The sequence below is a fragment of the Paenibacillus cellulositrophicus genome, from assembly GCF_009363095.1.
Classification (GTDB): Bacteria; Bacillota; Bacilli; order Paenibacillales; family Paenibacillaceae; genus Paenibacillus_AQ; species Paenibacillus_AQ favisporus.
The window spans coordinates 5,300,025-5,317,817 of the sequence record NZ_CP045295.1 but is presented as its reverse complement, the minus strand read 5'-3'; the positions used below and the strand labels follow the sequence as shown (position 1 = coordinate 5,317,817).

Here is a 17,793-nt window from a genome sequence, read left to right as displayed (position 1 = left end):
GAAGTTATCATATCATACTAACTGTAAAAAAGTAAGTTACAATTTAAAAAATGTTCTGATCTCTGACATATCACCCGCTCCAGTCCGTGAAACGATCGGCATCGTCCCACAGATGGCTGAACGCCTGCTCAAACTTGGCGGCAACGGCCGCATCCTTGATAATCAGCACGACGTCGTCATTTTCCTGGGCAGAGGACTCCAAATAATTCATCGATCCAGCCTCCACCCGGCTTTGATCCGCAATCAGCATTTTCAGATGCATCTTCCCTTCATGCGCATTCACCTTGACCGGAACGCCGGCTTCCCGGATCCGCTTCAGCGCTTTCTTCTGTTTCCCTTTTTCTTCCGCATGCGCCCGGTCCGTAATAAGCCGTACCTGAACCCCGCGGTCCGCCGCATCGATGATGGCCGTCACAACCGGCTCGTAGCTGATGCTGTATACGGCAATATCCAGCGAGGATTTGGCCTCCTTGATGAGCTGTACGATCGCTTTCTCCGGACGTTCGCCTTCGCTCGTGAACAGGGCTTGAACGTCAGCAGCAGAGCCTTCTGTTACTGCACCGTTATGAGCAGAGCTTCCTTGCCCTTGTTGTTCATCCGACGCAGCGGAGCAGCCGGTAACGGCAGCACACAGCAGAATGGCGGACACAGAGCTGTTGATGACTTTCATCGGATGACCTCCTTCAAAACATGGAAATTTTGGCGTACAGGTAGAATAACATTCTTTTCCATCGATTCAAAATTTGCTGAGCAAGTGCGGCACGTAGCCTGATTTCATCGCTCGAAGAGCATTCCCGGGCCTTAGGTTGACAAAAACGGAACCGACATGAAAAACGGCGGCGCGTCGGTCATCGACAGCGGAAACAGCGCCTGGGCTGGTCCTGGCGGACAGGACATCGAAGGCATCAGCATCATCGCTCGCCACGCTTACAGCGCAGCCGAGAACGGCGCTCCCAAGCTGCTGATCAGCGATCTGTATTGGGATTTCAGCGGCTGGCCGTATTATAATTGATGCTTTTTTTAACCGTATTTTTCGTTTCGGAGCATTCAATCAAACCTGACATCGGTTGAAAAGTTCGTGAATGGATTCAATTCAAATCATTTATGACATTAATTTATCATCAAAAATCGACAAAACCCGAACGATGGTATTGCAAAAAACTCGTTTTTTATGTAATATAGTCCTATCTGAACTCCTCATCACCAAAATAATCAACCGTTTGTAGGTGACCAATGGTTCATTTAGATTCCAACGAATTCAAGCAGAAGCTGAGTCAGGTATATAATGAAGTTTCCAAGGAGCTGTTCGGCTTTGGTACTTCTTTATTGAAGACAAGCATTCAGTCCGATGCGATTGCCTTGTATGCCAGACACCGTCGGTCTCCCCGCTCCACTGCACTGGAGGGCGAGGTTCCGGCATTGAAATACGAGGTCGATTTTTACATGTCGATGATTTATAAGAAGAAGCTGAAATCTCGGCTGGAAGAGGAACTGGGACTGAACATCGAGGTTCTCCTTCGGGATTATGATCCCGCCACGCAGTGGGCAGTCACGAACATCATATTGTCACAACCTGAATAACACGGCCCTTTTCTTTTGATTTATCTTAAGGACTGGCCGAACCGTAACAAGAACGGATGCCGCTATTCTTTGTTTACATTGAAAAGCGCTCTAGTTAGAGATTTTCTTCTATCTAGGGTGCTTTTCTTTTTTGTTTATAGATTTAGTTATAGAATTTGTTTGATTTTTCTTGTGACATGCCAAAATGTCTATTCAAAAGGGGGATACAACAACCGTCCTGCAGGGAAAAACAATCATATACAGCAGAGAAAAAAATTTCCCGGCGGCGGAAGCCCGGCATACGGCCTGCAGCAGAAAAACAAATAAAAAATAAACCATTACAGGAGTGAATCGATTGTGAAGAAACCATGGATTAAGGGACTCATGACTTGTACGCTGGCAGCGCTGGTACTTGCGGGATGCGGAAACGGAGGAAGCGAAGACAGCAGCTCCGGCGGATCTTCCGGCGGTCAGAAGAAGCTGGTCGTTTCGACCTGGGGATTTGCTGAGGATTTCTACAATAAAGAAGTGTATGCCCCATTCGAAAAAGAGCATAATGTGAAAATCGTCCTGGAGACCGGCAACAACGCCGACCGCCTGAGCAAAATTTTGCAGGGCAGCTCCGACGTCGATGTCGTCTACCTGTCGGATTACTACGCACAGCAAGGCATTGAAGCGGGAGCCTTCGAAAAGATCGACCGCAGCCGGCTGAGCAATCTTGACTCGCTCTATGATATCGCCAAAGCGCCAAACGGTGAAGATTACGGTCCGGCCTACACGATTGGCCAATTGGGTATCGCTTATGACCAGAAGGCAGCCGGAACGACGATATCCTCCTGGGCTGACTTGTGGAAGCCGGAGCTGAAAGGCAAAGTGACGATGCCGAGCATTACGTCCACCAGCGGTCCGATGATGGTCGACGCCGCCTCCAAGGTAGCTGGAAGCACGGAATTCAATGAAGACAAGGCATTTGGCAAACTGGCCGAGCTCAATCCGAGCGTCGTGAAATACTACAGCCAGACGTCCGAGTTCATCAACATGTTCACGCAAGGCGAAGCCGCTGCAGGACCGATCATGCAAATGTATCTCGGCGACCTGAAGAAGGCCGACCCGAACGTCGAATTCGTAACGCCGTCGGAAGGCGCGTACGCCATCGTCAATACGCTGAACGTCGTCAAAGGAAGCAAAAACAAAGAACTTGCCGAAGACTTCATCAACTGGCAGCTTAGCCAGGAAGTTCAGGAAAAAGCGGCTAAAGCCAAGGTCGATTCTCCTGCCAACCGCAATGTCAGCCTCAGCGCAGAGGAGGCTGCAGCCGTAACGTACGGCTCCAGTGTCGTTGAGAAGCTGCAAAAGCTGGACATGGCGTTCGTCAACAAAAACCTGAAGAGCTGGACGGACCGTTTCAACCGTGAAGTGACGAAGTAACGCCAAGCCTTTTTTGTAAATATAAGCAGCCTTACGGGGTTATGATTCAGCAGGGGCTGCCCGCCCCTGCTTTTTATTCACCACTGCCTGGATACAAGGCGGCACATCCTTCATTTTGAAAGGGGAATCCATGTGAAGAAAGCCATCCTGGATGTCGATACCGGCATTGACGACGCACTCGGAATTATGCTGGCTGTCCGCAGCGGCGAGCTGGACGTACTCGGGATCTCGACAGTCAACGGCAACGTGTCACTGACGACTGCAACCCTGAACACTTGCAAAATATTGGACTTCATCAAGGCGCCGGCGTCCATCTCGGTCTATCCCGGGGCATCCCGGCCGCTCCTGCGGGACCGTCTGTTTGAGCACCGCGTGCACGGCGAGGACGGATTGGGCGGCGCCCTCTTGGACATGCAGCCTGCCGACCGGACCGACCCGAATACGTTCGGGCCCGATTTCATCGTGGAGCAGGCCAAGCGCTATCCTGGAGAAATCACGCTGATCGCTACCGGGCCGCTGACGAATGTGGCTCTAGCCCTCGCCAAGCATCCGGGCCTGGTCGACGATATCAAGGAGCTGGTCGTCATGGGCGGTGCGGTCCGTACGCACGGCAACATTACGCCGACAGCAGAATACAACATCCATGTCGATCCGGAAGCGGCGCGCCTGGTCTTTCAGGCCGGATTCCCGTCCCTGACGCTGGTCGGACTCGACGTGACGCGCAAGGCACTGCTGACCAGCGCGCACATCGACGCGCTCGGCTCCTCGGAGATCGCGGGTTACGTGCGCCAGAGCACATCGGATTACATGGAGCGCTACTATGAGCGCAACGGGGTCCGGGCCTGCGCCATGCACGACCCTTTGGCGGTCGGCGCCGCCATTTGGCCCGAACTGGTTCGGACGGAGCGTCTATACGTCGATGTGGAGACCCGGAGCGAGCTGTGCGACGGGCAGACGGTGTGCGATTTCCAAAACCGTTTGCAGCACCAGCCGAACCTGAACGTATGCCTCGATGCCGATTCAGACGCCTTTTTGAACCGCTTTATCGCCGTGCTGCGCGGTGGATCCTACCAATAACAGGAGATTACATTCATGAAAAAGCGATACTTGTACCTGCTGCTCGCACCCGGGCTGCTGTTTCTGACCTTGTTCATGATCGTTCCGCTGATCCTCACGGTCGGCTCGACGCTGTTCAAGGACGGGAGCTTCACGTTCGGCATCTACTTGCAATTTTTCAAGGACTCGTATTTCCTTGATATTTTGGGAACGACGCTGCTCGTCAGCGTCGCGACCACCCTGCTGTGCATCCTGATCGGATTCCCGGTCGCCTACTATTTGTCCATGATGCCTCCGCGCAAAAAGGGCATTCTGCTGGCTCTGGCGATTTTCCCGCTGCTCACGAGCTCGGTCGTCCGCTCCTTCAGCTGGATGATCATTCTCGGCAAAAACGGTCTGGTCAACAATGTGCTGATCAAGCTGGGGATCATTCACGATCCGCTCAGCATTCTCTATACACCGACGGCGATGATTATCGGTCTGGTCCATCTGTTCCTTCCCTTGATTCTGATTACGCTGGTCGGGGTGCTGGAGTCCATTGACCACGATCTGGTCCGGGCGGCGCAGAGCCTGGGAGCGTCCAAGCTGACGGCTTTCCGCAAAATCGTCATCCCGCTCAGTATACCGGGATTAATCGTCGGCAGCATTCTCGTGTTCGTGGGCAGCCTGACCGCTTACACCACGCCTGCCCTGCTGGGCGGGAAAAAGCGCGTCGTCGCGACCTTCCTTTACCAGAACGCCATTACGCTGAATGACTGGCAGGCGGCTTCGGCCATTGCCACCATCATGATGATCATTACGTTCATCGTCATCGGGCTGATGAATAAAGCAGCGGCCAAATTCAATCCGAAGGGGTAGAACTATGAAGACCAAAAATCCGGGGCTCGCCCTCTTTTCCTTTATCGTTTACTTGTTCCTGCTCGGGCCGCTCCTGATCATCGCGGTGACGTCCTTCGAGCCGGGAACGGTGCTGAAATTTCCGCCGACCGGTTTTTCGCTGAAATGGTACCAGAATATTTTTGACGTGGAGATGTTCATGTCGACCTTCAAAACGTCGATCATCGTCTCGCTGCTCGGCAACGTGATCGCGATTCTGCTCGGCGTTCCGGCCGCTTACGCCTTGAACCGGGTGACGTTCCGGGGCAAAGACACGCTGAATGCGGTGTTCCTGTCCCCCCTGCTCATTCCGGGGATCGTGCTGGGCTTTACGCTGCTCAAGTACGTCGTCATCACATTCCACTTCCCGATTTATACGTCGCTCCTGATCGGCCATACGATCATTATGCTGCCGTTTATTATCCGGGTCATCGGCTCCAGCCTCGCCAACTTCGATTTCGCGGTCGAGGAAGCGGCGCTCAGCCTTGGATCCAGCCGGCTTGCGACCTTTTTCAAAGTCGTCCTGCCGAACATTAAATCCGGCATCATCGCTTCGGTGCTGCTCGCGTTCCTCGAATCGTTCAACAACGTGGATATTTCGCTGTTTATGACCGGTCCGGGCGTCAGCACGCTGCCGATCCAAATGCTGACCTACGTCGAAAACTATTTTGACCCGACCATCGCAGCCATCTCGGTCCTGCTCATGCTGATCACGGCCGTGTTCATGTTCGTCATCGAAAGGCTGCTCGGACTAACCTATTTCACCAAACAATAACGAAAGGCGTGAGACGATGGCACTACTACAACTTGAAAACGTATCGGTCGCCTATGACCAGCAGTATATTTTAAAAGACTTCAACCTTTCCATTGAGAAAGGCCACCTGATCTCCCTGCTGGGTCCCAGCGGATGCGGCAAAACGACCACCCTTCGGCTCATCGCCGGCTTCCTCGAAGCGACGGACGGAGCCTTCAAATTCAGCGGCAAGGACTATACGCGCGTGCCGATCAACAAGCGGAATTTCGGCTTCGTTTTCCAGAGCTACGCCTTGTTCCCGCACCTGTCCGTGTTTGACAACGTCGCCTTCGGACTGCGCCAGCGCAAAGTCAAGGAAGACGAGATCAAGAAGCGGGTCATGAACATGCTGGAGATCGTCAACCTCGGCGGATTTGAAAAAAGATTCCCGCAGGCGCTTTCCGGCGGCCAGAAGCAGCGCGTCGCCATCGCACGGGCCCTTGTCATTGAGCCGGATCTGCTCCTGTTCGATGAGCCGCTCTCCAATCTGGACGCCAACCTCAGGGTGAACATGCGCGTGGAGATCCGCCGCATCCAGCAGGAGCTCGGCATCACGACCGTCTACGTATCCCACGACCAGGAGGAGTGCTTCTCCATTTCGGACCGGGTCGCCGTCATGAACAAAGGGATCATCGAGCAGTTGGATCAGCCGTCGGTCATTTTCCAGTATCCGAAATCCGAATTCGTCGCCCGCTTCATCGGCTTCAACAACTTCATCCATTTTGACGAGCGGGACAGCGAAGGCTCCTTCTTCACCCTGCGCAAGGGAAACTACCATTTTCATGCCGCCAAGGCCGATGGCATGCCTGTCACTATGAAGGGCGCCATCCGCCCCGACGACCTCATTGCCGGTACGCTGCAGGAGATCAATCCCGGCGACAACGTACTGACCGGGAAGGTCAAAGTCAGCACGTATCTTGGACGCAGCTACCAATACGTCGTCGATACGCCGCTGGGGGAATTTACTGTCAACCAGGAAATGCAGCAGCCCTATGCGAACGGGCAGGAAATCCGTCTGTTGTTTCCATCGGATAAGCTCGTTCTTGTCGAATAACCATAGGGGGAACAACGTATGCATGCAGATTTGCTATTTCTTCAAGCCAAGGTGTACAACAGTTACTTTAAGCAGTGGTCTACCAACAACGTCGCCGTCAAGGACGGCAAGTTTTTCTATATCGGCCTGAGGGGCGAAGATACGTTCCAGGCCAAGCAGGTCATTAACGCGGAGGGACTCTATATGGTCCCCGGCTTCATCGACATCCATCTGCACATCGAAAGCACCATGGTGACGCCTGAATCCTTCTCGGCGGGTCTCCTACGAAACGGCGTCACCACGATCGTACCCGAGCCGCATGAGATGGCCAACGTGTTCGGCCTCGATGGCGTTCTTGAGATGATCAAGGCGAGCCGGAACTGTCCGGTGGACATGTTCTACGCCATTCCAAGCTCGGTCCCGTCCACCTCGATGGAAACGACGGGCGGATCGATCGAAATCGAGGACATGGATGCCCTCCTGTCCACAGGGGACGTCATCTGCCTCGGCGAGATCATGAACTACGTCGACATCATTACCGACCCGGACTGCAAAACGAACCGCATCCTGGAGCATATCCGCTCGCATTATCCTGAGCTCGTCATTGAAGGCCATGTGCCGAAGCTGCTGGATCTGGACCTGCAGCGCGTCATTTACGCTGGTGTCAACTCGGACCATACGCATCAGACGCTGCAGGGTCTGGAGGAGCGGATTGCGGCCGGCATGTTTATTGAAATCCAGGAGAAGTCGATGACGCCGGAAGTGATGGACTACCTGATCCGCCACGACGTTTCCGAGCATTTCTGCTTCGTGACCGACGACGTCATGGCGGATTCGTTCCGCGCCCGCGGCCATCTGAACCAGATCGTCCGCAAGGCCATCGGCATGGGGATGTCTCCGGAGCGGGCGATCTACGCCGCGACGTTCTCCCCGTCCCGCCGCATGCGGATGTACGATCGGGGCTCCATCGCACCGGGCAAAATCGCCGACTTCCAGCTGATCTCGGATTTGTCCGAGCTGAAGCTGGAATCGGTGTACAAAAACGGCGCGGAGGTGTACTCCGCTGCCAAAGCCTTTGAGCCGCAGTCGAGCGGCTACCGGTTCCCGGAGCACTTCTACCACAGCGTCCAGCTGGACGAGCTGAGCGCCGCCGATTTTGAAGCGGCGGCCGGCGTGGAGGACGGCATCTACCGGTGCCGGGTGATGACGATCCAGGACGGCTCGACCTTCACCAAGGAGAGCCAGGTGGATGTGCCGGCCGCGAATGGCCGGCTGCTGTGGGAGGACAGCGGCTGCGGAATGATCGCCACATTTGAACGGTACGGCAAAGGACGCCAAAAAGCGTTCGGCTTTATCGCGGGCGATACGATCCAGCGCGGCGCCGTGGCGACGACCTACTCCCACGACAACCACAACCTGCTCGTGATCGGCCACAACGTCGAGGACATGGTCCTCGCCGCAAACACGGTCATCCGCCAGCAGGGCGGCTTCTGCGTTACCCTGGACGGCGAGATCAAAGCCAACATGCACCTGCCGGTCGGCGGCATCCTGACCGAGGATCCGCTCGATCTGGCCGCCGAATCCGTCCAGCAGGTTCGCGAGGCGATGGAAGAGCTCGGGTATAAGCACTACAACCCGATCATGTCGATCGCCACGCATTCCCTGCCGGTGAGTCCGTACCTCAAAATCACCGATCACGGGCTGATTGACGTCAATGCAGGCAAAGTCGTACCTCTTATTATTGAGCAGGTGTAAGTTACTGGCCAGGTATAACATTTAACCGTTAGGCTTGGCATGCCGTAAGGTGTGACCTTTTATAAATAGCCTTGCCGTATATATCACAAAGGGCTGTCCCCGCCATTTTGGCGTGGGACAGCCCTTTTTTTGTATGACAAAATCGAACAAAGCACAAGTATACCTATCTTCGCCCTAAAGCCGCTTTATGGGCCAAAATCACATCACTTATTCCAGATTATTTCTATAGGCATATAACGACCTATGCTATACAATATCCTACGGACTTTAGGCGATATACCGTACAAACATTAGTCTCGGCGTAATCCGCCCGTTTATATATACTGCTACAATATCCTGCTACATAGAAAGGAATTGCACATGAAGTGGTGGAAGCTTATACTCGTTGTCCTCATATGGATTGTATCTTTTATGGCGATTAGATCTGGCCTTGCCATTAAACGTGGAAAATCTAAGGGCAGTGTTACGGATGTGATGAATGTATGGCCACTTGCCGATACGATATCAGGAAATATCGCAGCAATAATCTGCAGCTTTATTGCAGGGTTGATCTATAAGCATTTTCCATGGTGGCTGAGAAAAACAGCCCTCTATTTGATATCAGCTATACTGTTTTGCCTGGGGCTGCATATTCTTATCAATTCATGATCAACAAACGGCCCCAATACCAGTACTCTCCCGTTATCCCCGGCTTTCCCTCGATACCTCTGTGCCCGCTCGCGGCCGCTCCGCTTCCGGCGCTTTCCTTCCGGTCAGCAGCAGCATGACAAAAGACATCGCGACGATCGCCAGCGTCCACGCCCAGGCCATCGGCATGTTGCCGGCGTCGACCGCCACGTAAATGGCCGTCGGGACCGTCTGCGTCTTGCCGGGAATGTTCCCGGCAACCATAAGCGTAGCGCCGAACTCGCCGAGCGCCCTGGCAAACCCAAGCACGAGCGCGGTCAGCAGCGAGGAATAAGTGAGCGGCAGCGTAATGGAACGGAACACCCTCCACTCGCCTGCCCCGTCGGAGCGGGCTGCCTTTTCCAGATCCGGATCAACGGCGGCAAAGCCGTTCTTCATCGTCTGATAGACGAGCGGGAATGCCACGACGATGGTCGCCACAACAGCAGCCCACCAGGAAAAAATAATCGGCGCATCCCACAGCCATTCGATCAGCTGCCCCACCCAACTGCGGCGGCCGAGCAGCATCAGCAGCAAAAACCCCACCACGGTCGGCGGCAGGACCAGCGGCAGCATGAACAACGTCTCCAGAACGATTTTTCCCGGGAAATGATGCCTTGCTATCCACCAGGCCGCTCCCGTACCCAGGATGATCACGATCAGACTCGAGAGCAGGGCAACCTGTAAGGACAGTCTGACCGGATCCCAAAACGCCTGCCAGTCCATCATCTGTTAACCCTGCTGCGGCGCGGAAAATCCGTATTTTTTAAAAATGTCCAAGGCCGAATCCGTCTGGAGGTACTCGTATAAATCCACCGCCTCCTGGCTGTGCTTCGTCGCCTTGACGATTCCGACCGGGTAAACGATCGGCGTATAGGCAGACGGGTCGACAGTAAACGCCACTTTGACCTGATCCGAAGTCAATGCATCCGTTTTATACACAAAACCCGCATCCGCATTGCCAGTTTCCACGTACTGCAGCACCTGCCGCACATCCTTGGCCTGCACCAGCTTCGACTGAAGCGTGTCCCACAGCTTGGCGTTCGTCAGTGCTTCCTTGGCGTAATTCCCTGCCGGAACGCTTTCCGGAATGCCGATGGCGATTTTTTTCAAGCCGGTTCCTTTCAGGTCCTCCATGCCTGAGACTTGAGCCGGTTCTTTGGCGTTCACCACGGCCACAAGCTCATTGGCGAGAAGGTCTTTCTCATGCGAAGAATCGATGAGCTGCTTGTCCTCCAGCGCCTTCATGTTCTTCACGGCAGCCGACAGGAACAAATCCGTCGGTGCGCCCTGCTCGATCTGCTGCTGCAGCGCCCCCGAAGCGCCAAAGTTAAAGTTCAGTTTGACGTTGGCATGCTCCGCCTCGTACGCTTGTTGAATCTCCTTGAGCGCATCCGTCATGCTGGCCGCAGCGGAGATGGTCAGTTCTACCTGCTGCGCAGCCTCTCTATTAGAAGTTTCCGCAGCGGCTCCTGAGTCGGCCGACTTCGGGTCTGCAGCCGAACCGGAATTCGATCCACAGCCTGCCAGCATCAGAACGAAGGCGGCGAGGATCAGCCAGACACCTGGTTTCATACCCCTTTTGATCATCCGTAATCTCCAATCCTAAATCGTTATATTTAGTTATAATTAGATATAATTGATTATATCCAGTGGGCCGCGAGGTTGTAAATACGGTTTGCACAAATTTCACATCCGGGTGTGATACAATAGAAGACACTGTGTTCACAGGGTTAAGACCTAAGCCATTACAAGAAAAGATAACATATAACGAAACGTTCAGCGAAACATACGACGTACAAGGAGGAAGCTCATGTCCAGCGACATTTCGTATACGACCGAGGAGATTGCCAAGCTCCTGAAAATATCCAAGCTCACCGTCTACGACCTGATCAAAAAAGGCGAGCTGCCCTCGTATCGGGTGGGCAAGCAAATGCGCGTTGATGCCGCAGATTTGGAAGCCTACAAGCAAAGGGCTAAAGGACTGCAGGCGGCCGAACACCGCCCGGCTCCGGCGGAGCCGGTTTCCTTTCAACCTGCCGCTGTCGGAGCCGGCGGAACCCGTTCGGTTGTCATTACGGGGCAGGATATCAGCCTTGACATTCTCGTTAAGCATATGGAAAAGCATAAGCCCGGCATCCGTCCGCTCCGCGCATATGTCGGGAGTCTGGACAGTCTGATTGCGATGTACCGCGGAGAGTCCGACATCGTGAGCACCCATCTGCTCGACGGCGATACGGGCGAATACAATTTGCCGTACATTAAGCGGATTTTAGTCGGCTTTCCATATCTGGTCGTCAACCTGCTCTCGAGAAAAGCAGGACTCTATGTCCAAAAGGGGAACCCGCTCGGGCTCAAGGACTGGGCCGATCTTTCCCGTCCAGGGCTGCGGCTCGTCAACCGCGAAAAAGGGTCGGGTGCCCGCGTTCTGCTGGATGAACAGCTGCGGCTGCACGGGATCCGGCGGGATCAGCTGCAGGGCTACGGCGAGGAGCAGACCAACCATATTGCGGTCGCCGGCACTGTCGCCGCCGGGGAGGCTGATGTCGGGGTTGGCATCGAAAAGGCGGCGGCAATCGTAGGCGGCGTGGATTTTATCCCGCTAATCGAGGAACGCTACGACCTGGTTGTGCTCAAATCGGCGGAAAATATGCCTTGGATCGAGTCGCTGATGGGCATTTTACGTTCGGAGGAGTTCCGCCGCGAGCTGCAGAGCATCGCAGGGTATGATCTGTCCCGTACCGGGGAGATCTTGCTTGAGACATAGACGTATATTGCGGAAACGGCTCCGTAACACCCGGTGCCCCCTCAAATCGGGGAGCGCACCCATCGCCGTTGCCGTTCATTAGAGGGTAGAAGTTCAATCTCACAAAAAAAGAAAAAGGCAGCCGGAATCATTCCGACTGCCTTTTCTGCTGTTTCGAAGTCCTGCGATCCTGCGAGCACGAGCCTACGAACCGATCTTACCGGTTAGTTCCCAAGTTCCCTTCTCCGGCCCCGGATACGTCCGCGATCGCCCGGCGGGCGAGCATCGATGTGACCGTATCGTCCATCGGCGGGTTGTGCAGACCCGCCCGCACGTCGCGGTACATCCGCTCCAGAGGAAGCTGGCGCGACAGGCTGGCCCCGCCCACAATCCGCATCGCCAGATCGACGATGCGCAGGGCCGCATGGGTCGCCGTCGTCTTCACGAGCCCGAGATCGGGCCTCATGCCCGGCCGCAGCTCCGGGTGGCGGTCCCAGTGGTCCGCCACACTGTACATGAGCGTGCGGGCGGTGATCAGCTCGGACTCCATCTCCCCGATCTTCTGCTGAATATGCGGCAGGTCGGCAATGGGCCCCGGCAGGCTGTTTGGCCGGTAATTGGCGGCGTAACGCACCGCAAAATCCCGGGCAGCCCAGGCGATGCCGATATAACATGCCGGGATATGCAGCAGCGCCCCTCCGTGATCGGACATCTTACCTGCCGGCTGTCCTCCTAAAGGATCCTCACTATCGATCCGTTCCCCGTCCGGCACGAACACCTCTTCCATCACCAGGTCGTGGCTGCCGGTCGCCCGCATGCCCATCGTATTCCACGTTTCGTCAATGCTGACACCTGGACCCTTCCGCACCAAAAACGTTCCGGTCTTGTCTTCTTCCTCCACAAATGCAGTGACCGTAAACTGATCCAGCACCGGAATGAGCGAGCTGAACGTTTTGCGGCCAGTCAGCAGCCAGCCCCCTTCCGTACGCTCCGCTTTCGTTCCCGGACGGCCGCCCCGGCTCGGACTGCCGGTCGACGGTTCGCTGGCAAACTGGTTGATCATCGCCCCGTCACGGACAATTTGCCTGCAGAAGTTGGCATACAGTTCGCGCGGCCACGACTGGCCGATGCGCATCTGCAGCACCTGGCTCACATGCCAGCCGACCGCGAGCGTCGTCGAGCCGTCCCCTTTTCCCAGCCGTTCCTGGGCAAGGATCATTTCGTACAGCGACGCTTCCTCACCGCCAAACTCCGCCGGCACCGTCAGCTTTAAATAACCCGACTCCTTCAGGTCAGCAAAATTTTCAAACGGGAACGATCCTTCCCGGTCATGTTCCGCAGCCCTCTCCGCAAATACCGCCGCAAGCCGCTCGGACCTGGACGCGATCTCGGCCTCCCGATTATTGCGTATAAACGGATCCGTTTGCATGGAATTCATCCTGCACTCTCCCCTCGCCTGCATCTTTTCTCCTAACGAAATCAGTAAGCATCAAAATGGACACCTGTATTCTGACTTCCCAAGAAAACGAACCCGCCAAACGCGGTCTGTCTTCTGTCAGGTTATTTCGAAAGATGTTTTCTTCATTGTATAATGCAGGGGCTGTGTTGTCCAAAGCAGAACTTGTTTCTTTTTTATAAAGACTGAACGAATAAGCTTTGGTGCCTCATAGGGCGGTTAAAAGCAACCTGTGACCTATTTTGCGTTTGTTTTGCGATCATTTTGCTCAACACCGCATGGGATGCAGCTGGTACAATATGCGTACCGGCTTTACAAAGCCGGATTAAGATGGTATTTTATAAACACGACGTTAACGTCATGTTTGGAGGGCAAGATATGAAGGATCGCATGCGCATAGGGGATTTATCGGAACGAGCGGGGGTTACTCAGCGTACGGTTCGATATTACGAAAAAATGGGGCTGATCCCTCCAGGCGAGCGTGAAGGCAATGGGCAGCATTACTATACAGATGAGACCGTTGCCCGGCTGCGCAAAATCGACCAATTAAAGAAGCTTGGACTCAGCTTGGAGGAAATACGGGACGTGATCGATCTCTATTTCATGGACCCCAGTGGTGTACAACCTAAACAGAAAGTGCTCGGCATCTTGAAGCAGCACCTCGCAGAGACGGATCAGAAGATCGAGGGGTTACAACAATTCCGGACCGATTTGCTGAACCATATCGACCGCTTTGAGCAATGGCTCAAGGACGCAGAGCAGCATTAATTTTTTTTGCCGAAAACATGACGTTAACGTAATGTTTGTACATTTATATTTCAGGAGGATTAACATGATGAACGAGACGATCGGATTTATCGGACTTGGCAGCCTAGGTCTGCCGCTGGCTAACAATCTCCTCGATGCAGGGTATCCTTTGGTGGTGCATAACAGGACGGCCAGCAAAGCCGAACCTTTGATTGCCCAAGGCGCCCGGCTGGCATCCAGACCCGACGAGGCCGTTACCGCTGGCGGAATCGTCGTCACCATTTTGTGGGATGATGCGTCCGTGGAGAGCATCGTCATGAGCGATAGCTTTTTAGAGAAGCTTGGTAAAGGGGGGATTCATATCTCGATGAGCACGATATCGCCGGATACATCCAAAAAGCTTGCAGCTGTCCACGCAGAGCATGGCAGCACCCTGGTCGAAGCCCCCATCTTTGGAGTCCCGGAGGCTGCAGCAGCACGTCAGCTCTCCATCCCCATGGCTGGGCCGCAGCAGGCTAAAGACCGCGTCCGCCCGGTGTTGGAGGCTATGGGAGGGCTGAATATTTTCGATTTTGGTGAAAAAGCCGGGGCAGCGAATCAAGTGAAACTGGTCGGAAACTTCATGATTACTTCCGCCGTGTACACCATTCGGGAAGCTCTCTCGATGGTCGAAAAGAGCGGTGGCGATCCCAAGCCCGTGATGGATATGCTGACCCAAACGCTGTTTAACGCCCCGATTTATAAGCGTTACGGCCAGATGGCTGCCGAGAACATGGCTCATCTCTTTACTCAAAGCCACATTCCGTTAAAGGACGTGGGCATTTTTAAACAAGCATCACAGCGGGCCGGGGCCCCCGCACCTTTGTCAAATCTGTTGTATGACCTGTTAAGCAGCGAGCATAAACAAGGCTAATATCGATAATATCGTACCCATATACTGTTCATGAGAAAAAGGAGTATGCATGCGGTTCCGTTCGAAACCATCTCACATGAAATAAAACAGCAGCCCCCGCAGAAGCGCGAACGCCTCCCGAGGGCTGCTTTTCATCCGAATCATACCTGCATTTGAGCCCCGCTCTGGTAGCTCAGCAGTTTGCTGAAGGAACCTTTGCTCTCCTGAGAGAGCTGCAAATAACCGCCCTGCTGAATCACCTCGCCCTGCTCCATCACGATCACATGGTCCGCGTTCCGGATGGTGGACAGCCGGTGGGCGATCACGATCATCGTCATGCTTCCTTTGAGGCGTTCCAACGCCTGCTGGATCAGAAGCTCATTTTCGCTGTCGAGCGCGCTGGTCGCTTCATCCAGAACAAGGATGCTCGGCCGCTTCAAAATCGCGCGGGCCAGCACCAGCCGCTGGCGCTCTCCACCCGACAAGCGAACGCCCCGGTCCCCGATGACCGTGTCCAATCCCTGCGGCAGCTTGCGGACGAATTCGGCCGAGGCCGAGAACTCCAGCGCCTGCCATAGATCGTCATCCTGCGCATTGGGGTCCACCAGCTGCAAATTGTAGCGGATGCTCTCGTTGAACAGGAACGGATCCTGCGCCACGTATCCGATCGAGCCGCGCAGCGCCAGCAGCTGGCGTTCGCGCTGGAGCGAAACGCCGTCCGCCCGCACCTCGCCCTCTTCGGGATGGATCAGCCCCATCAGCAGGTCGACCAGGGTGCTTTTCCCAGCGCCGGATTTGCCGACGATAGCGGTCATGCGGTTAGCCGGAATATGGACATTGATATCGCGCAGCGCGTACTGCGGCTCCTTGGGGTTGTACCGGTAGCTGACATGGGTGCAGCTGATTCCGTCTACCAAGGCAAGCTTCGAAGCCCCCACTTCTTCCGGGCTGATCAGCTCCTGCTCCGCTTCGTATTCCTGCTGCAGCTTCCGCATGTCATGAAACGCGGGCAGATTCGAGCTGAGCTGCTCCATATTTGACTGAATGCCGATAAACCTCGGCCACAGCCGGGTAAAAATGAGCACGACCGTAATCAGCTGCTCCGGCGGAGTATGCAGTACCGCGATCGCCACGTACATAAATGCCGCGATCAGCACGACGGAGGACAGGCGGTAAATAACCTGCGACATGGAGTTCACCCGGCCAAACTCGAGGAAGTTATGCTCCATTTGGTCGGTCAGCTTACGGAACCAATGGATGTGGGACGCTTCCAGCCGGTTGCTTTTGATATCCTTAATGCCGCCGAAATGGTCGCTGATGCCCGCAAAATAATGCTTGGACAGCTCGGTCGTCTCCTCCCCGATCCGCTTGGACCTGCGCACAAACCTCCGTGCGAACAGAGCAAGCAGCCCCCCGCTGATCAGCACCATCACTGTCAATGCCGGCGACAGCCACAGGGCCAGGGCAATTTGAAGCACGGTAAAGATCAGCGACGTCACCATCTGTAAAAATAAAGTCGTGCCGTAATTGACCCGCCCCAGCTCGTTGGACATCACGTGGTTGAAATCCGACCGGCGTTTGCGCAGGTAAAACTCCCACTTTGCCCGCAGCAGCCCTTCATACGTCTCGGTCCGCAGCGTCCGGATAAAGGATTGAATAATCCTTGCGTTCAGGAGGGTCTGGCTCCGCTGCAGCAGCGCTTGTCCACCCAGGATGAGGACATAAACCGCCAGGACCAGCGGCAGGCTGAGCTGCAGGGACCAGGAATGGATCAGCCCGGTAAGCGGGGCCAAAAACGGCAGGCTCCCCGAATCCATTTGCAGCAGGCCGATCATGCCCAGCAGCGGAACGATCAAATACATGCCGATGCCGTCCAACAGGCTGATGAAAAGGGTCATGGACATGTTCAAGTACAGTTTGCCTCCGGCGACCCGCTGGATTTTGCGAATATAGTAGAATAAATCCTTCATTGTACGTAGCTCCTTATCCGGATTGCCGCGTCATGAGCCCGGCCTCTCGGTCCGCTGCCGCTCCGTTGCCGAAAATGCCCACAACCGTATACTTCTCGTGCCCTTCCCTTCCCGTCACGATGTACGACCCGCAGCGCAGCCAGGCGTGAGCCGCCAGCCGCCCCTGCTCGTCCCTGCCGCTTCCCAAATACAGCGTGCTCGACAGGCCGCGGCGCTCCAACATTTTCATGGCGGCGATCGCCTTGACCAGGCATTGGCTCTCCCACCACGTGTACCGGCTCATCCCGTGAACGGCTTTGGAGACTTGACGGATGGTCAGCAGTTCCTGTCGGCTAAGCTCCTCCTCCGGAGTCTCCTTCATATAGCTCCCCAGGGAAGGGGCGACTTTGGCGAACGGGAGTGCCTTCAGCACTCTTCCCCATGCCAGGAGCACGTAGGCTTCGGCGTACATCGTCTTCTGGGCCCATGGAAATCGGACAAACGCGCGCAGTTGCCTAATCCAGCTCATGCCCGCTTCTCACCTGGATTAGACCCTCAGCCGCAAGCTTGTTCAGAAACGGATGCACCTGCTGCTCGCACGCTTCCGGCCCGATATCATACTCTTCGACCAATTGGCCCACCAGATCCGTCAGGCTGGTCGGCGCAGCAATCAGCTCCCAGATCCGCCCACCGATCTGCCCCAGGTTGTAATACTTTCCGGTCTCGATACTCAGCATGACTTTCTCCCCATCCATGTCGCTGACGAGATAGCCGGGGGATTGGGAGATGATGTTGGCTGCGTCGATTTCTGCTGTACTCATGATTGACCTACCTCT

General features: G+C 55.0%; 19 protein-coding genes. 12 read left to right on the top strand and 7 right to left on the bottom strand.

The features are described 5' to 3' along the window. Positions 1–70: 70 nt before the first annotated feature. On the bottom strand, positions 71–670 hold the full coding sequence (locus GCU45_RS24325; protein WP_152401139.1) for a phospholipase D-like domain-containing protein: 600 nt from the start codon (positions 668–670) through the stop codon (positions 71–73). Positions 671–826: 156 nt separating this feature from the next. Here GCU45_RS24325 and GCU45_RS24320 point away from each other — a divergent pair, with 156 nt between their 5' ends. From GCU45_RS24320 to GCU45_RS24280, 9 genes are all read left to right on the top strand, one after another. Next, a complete protein-coding gene (locus GCU45_RS24320) occupies positions 827–1,012 on the top strand; it encodes a hypothetical protein (RefSeq protein ID WP_152401138.1) in 186 nt (61 codons plus the stop codon). A 221-nt stretch (positions 1,013–1,233) separates the two neighbouring features. Beyond that, complete coding sequence (locus GCU45_RS24315) at positions 1,234–1,581, top strand: Na-translocating system protein MpsC family protein (RefSeq protein WP_152401136.1); 348 nt, start codon at positions 1,234–1,236, stop codon at positions 1,579–1,581. A 363-nt stretch (positions 1,582–1,944) separates the two neighbouring features. Continuing rightward, positions 1,945–2,988: an ABC transporter substrate-binding protein gene (locus GCU45_RS24310; RefSeq protein WP_145137863.1), complete on the top strand. Its 1,044-nt coding sequence runs from the start codon at positions 1,945–1,947 to the stop codon at positions 2,986–2,988. A gap of 132 nt (positions 2,989–3,120) precedes the next feature. After that, positions 3,121–4,065 carry a nucleoside hydrolase gene (locus tag GCU45_RS24305; protein ID WP_152401135.1) on the top strand — a complete coding sequence of 315 codons (945 nt, stop codon included), beginning with the start codon at positions 3,121–3,123 and terminating at the stop codon, positions 4,063–4,065. Between the two features lie 15 nt (positions 4,066–4,080). Further along, positions 4,081–4,902 (top strand): ABC transporter permease, encoded by an 822-nt coding sequence (locus GCU45_RS24300; protein ID WP_076170355.1) that lies wholly within the window; start codon positions 4,081–4,083, stop codon positions 4,900–4,902. 4 nt (positions 4,903–4,906) lie between these two features. Continuing rightward, positions 4,907–5,695: an ABC transporter permease gene (locus GCU45_RS24295; protein WP_116232370.1), complete on the top strand. Its 789-nt coding sequence runs from the start codon at positions 4,907–4,909 to the stop codon at positions 5,693–5,695. Between the two features lie 16 nt (positions 5,696–5,711). Then, positions 5,712–6,767, top strand: a complete 1,056-nt coding sequence (locus tag GCU45_RS24290; protein ID WP_152401133.1) for an ABC transporter ATP-binding protein — start codon at positions 5,712–5,714, stop codon at positions 6,765–6,767. 18 nt (positions 6,768–6,785) lie between these two features. Next, positions 6,786–8,501 (top strand): adenine deaminase C-terminal domain-containing protein, encoded by a 1,716-nt coding sequence (locus tag GCU45_RS24285; RefSeq protein WP_152401131.1) that lies wholly within the window; start codon positions 6,786–6,788, stop codon positions 8,499–8,501. 360 nt (positions 8,502–8,861) lie between these two features. Further along, complete coding sequence (locus tag GCU45_RS24280) at positions 8,862–9,149, top strand: hypothetical protein (protein WP_152401130.1); 288 nt, start codon at positions 8,862–8,864, stop codon at positions 9,147–9,149. Between the two features lie 33 nt (positions 9,150–9,182). Here the strand turns inward: GCU45_RS24280 and modB are convergent, their stop codons facing one another. Next, positions 9,183–9,896 (bottom strand): molybdate ABC transporter permease subunit, encoded by a 714-nt coding sequence (gene modB / locus GCU45_RS24275; protein WP_152401128.1) that lies wholly within the window; start codon positions 9,894–9,896, stop codon positions 9,183–9,185. A 3-nt stretch (positions 9,897–9,899) separates the two neighbouring features. Continuing rightward, positions 9,900–10,757, bottom strand: a complete 858-nt coding sequence (modA, locus tag GCU45_RS24270; RefSeq protein ID WP_152401126.1) for a molybdate ABC transporter substrate-binding protein — start codon at positions 10,755–10,757, stop codon at positions 9,900–9,902. A 223-nt stretch (positions 10,758–10,980) separates the two neighbouring features. On the opposite strand from modA, the gene GCU45_RS24265 reads away from it, so the two are divergent. Next, complete coding sequence (locus GCU45_RS24265; protein WP_152401124.1) at positions 10,981–11,934, top strand: substrate-binding domain-containing protein; 954 nt, start codon at positions 10,981–10,983, stop codon at positions 11,932–11,934. Between the two features lie 196 nt (positions 11,935–12,130). Here the strand turns inward: GCU45_RS24265 and GCU45_RS24260 are convergent, their stop codons facing one another. After that, a complete protein-coding gene (locus GCU45_RS24260) occupies positions 12,131–13,351 on the bottom strand; it encodes an acyl-CoA dehydrogenase family protein (protein WP_152401121.1) in 1,221 nt (406 codons plus the stop codon). A 396-nt stretch (positions 13,352–13,747) separates the two neighbouring features. On the opposite strand from GCU45_RS24260, the gene GCU45_RS24255 reads away from it, so the two are divergent. Together GCU45_RS24255 and GCU45_RS24250 are read left to right on the top strand one after the other, a co-directional pair. Further along, entirely contained in the window at positions 13,748–14,137 is a 390-nt protein-coding gene (locus tag GCU45_RS24255) for a MerR family transcriptional regulator (RefSeq protein ID WP_145947077.1), read from the top strand. 64 nt (positions 14,138–14,201) lie between these two features. Continuing rightward, positions 14,202–15,029 (top strand): NAD(P)-dependent oxidoreductase, encoded by an 828-nt coding sequence (locus GCU45_RS24250; protein WP_244364231.1) that lies wholly within the window; start codon positions 14,202–14,204, stop codon positions 15,027–15,029. Between the two features lie 140 nt (positions 15,030–15,169). Here the strand turns inward: GCU45_RS24250 and GCU45_RS24245 are convergent, their stop codons facing one another. Genes GCU45_RS24245 through GCU45_RS24235 form a run of 3 tightly spaced genes read right to left on the bottom strand, consistent with a single transcriptional unit; the run spans position 15,170 to position 17,778 of the window. After that, positions 15,170–16,978 carry an ABC transporter ATP-binding protein gene (locus GCU45_RS24245; RefSeq protein ID WP_152401119.1) on the bottom strand — a complete coding sequence of 603 codons (1,809 nt, stop codon included), beginning with the start codon at positions 16,976–16,978 and terminating at the stop codon, positions 15,170–15,172. A gap of 13 nt (positions 16,979–16,991) precedes the next feature. Further along, positions 16,992–17,486, bottom strand: a complete 495-nt coding sequence (locus GCU45_RS24240) for a lasso peptide biosynthesis B2 protein (RefSeq protein WP_152401116.1) — start codon at positions 17,484–17,486, stop codon at positions 16,992–16,994. Continuing rightward, complete coding sequence (locus GCU45_RS24235) at positions 17,473–17,778, bottom strand: lasso peptide biosynthesis PqqD family chaperone (protein WP_152401114.1); 306 nt, start codon at positions 17,776–17,778, stop codon at positions 17,473–17,475. The genes GCU45_RS24240 and GCU45_RS24235 overlap by 14 nt, the downstream gene beginning before the upstream one ends. Positions 17,779–17,793: the final 15 nt, after the last annotated feature.